A 1,269-nucleotide genomic window follows, 5' to 3' on the forward strand; every position below is an offset into this window, starting at 1 on the left:
GGCCAGGCCAATGGGCGATCGCCCCGGCCCCGCCCAACAGCCCCAGACCGGCCGCCCACTCGCCGCAGCAAGGGCGACCCTCTGTGGTTACAGGCTTTGCGCACCTTGATTGTGGGGGCAGGTTTAGGGGCGATCGTGGGCACGGTATTGATGGCATTTGACCCGGCCATGCGCCAAACGGCTTCCCCCGCTGGCACACAGATTAACCAAGTGGTGCGCCAAGGCCAAAAACAACTGGCCAGCCCCGCGTTGCCGCCGCCGGGATCCGCCTTTCGCCAGCCGATCGCCTCATTGAGCGATCAGTTTCAAAAAATTGCCGCTCGCTATCCCAGCCTAATTCTTCATGCGGCTGCCTTGGATTTGGATACGGGAGATTTTGCCGCCTGGAACGATAATCGATCGGTCGCCGCCGCCAGCACGATTAAAGTGCCGATCCTAGTGGCCTTTTTTCAGGATGTGGATGCGGGCAAAATTCGCCTTGATGAAATGCTGACCATGGAGGCGCGGTTTGTGGCTCCCGAGGCGGGCACGATGCAATATCAAAAGCCGGGCCAAAAATTCTCCGCGATCGACACCGCCCGCCAAATGATCGTGATCAGCGACAACACCGCCACCAACATGATCATGGCCCGCACGGGTGGCTCCGGCCCCCTGAACCAGCGGTTTCAATCCTGGGGGCTACAGGGCACAAGTATCCGCGACTTGCTGCCGGATATTACCGGTTTGAACCGCACCACCGCTCGGGACTTGGTGCAATTAACAGCATTGATTAACCGGGGCGAATTGGTTTCCATGCGATCGCGCGATCGACTGTTGAGCATCATGCGCGGCACGGCGGCCAACAGCCTGCTACCGAAGGGCATTGGTAAAGGTGGCGAGGTGGCCCACAAAACCGGCACATTGGCGAAGCTGTTGGCAGACACAGGCTTGGTAGACACCCCCAACGGCCGTCGCTACGGAATTGCCGTGTTGGCAGAACGGGCCCCCAACGATCCCAAGGCCGCCGAAGCCATCCGCGACTATTCCCGCGCCGCTTATAACCACTTCAGCAACCAGCCCCCGATCGCCCGTTAATGGCGATCAACTTCAGGAAGCGTCCATTGCTCCTGAGTCCAACGCTAACGGAACGGATAACACGGATAGCAAACCCAATTGCTTGCCATTCCGTCATTTTGTGATTCCGTTATGTTGAAACTCGCGCTTTTCCAGCGATGGGGCCATGCTTTCACCCTGGCTCTCATGGCCACCGCCACCCACCCGATCGCGGCG

Annotated in this window: 1 protein-coding gene; it reads left to right on the forward strand. The window is 59.4% G+C overall.

What is annotated here, in order from left to right:
* The coding region (locus AMR42_RS18350; protein ID WP_099535147.1) for a serine hydrolase at positions 1–1,074 on the forward strand (1,074 nt) is incomplete at its 5' end.
* Positions 1,075–1,269 lie beyond the last annotated feature (195 nt).

Source organism: Limnothrix sp. PR1529 (assembly GCF_002742025.1).
Classification (GTDB): domain Bacteria; phylum Cyanobacteriota; class Cyanobacteriia; order CACIAM-69d; family CACIAM-69d; genus CACIAM-69d.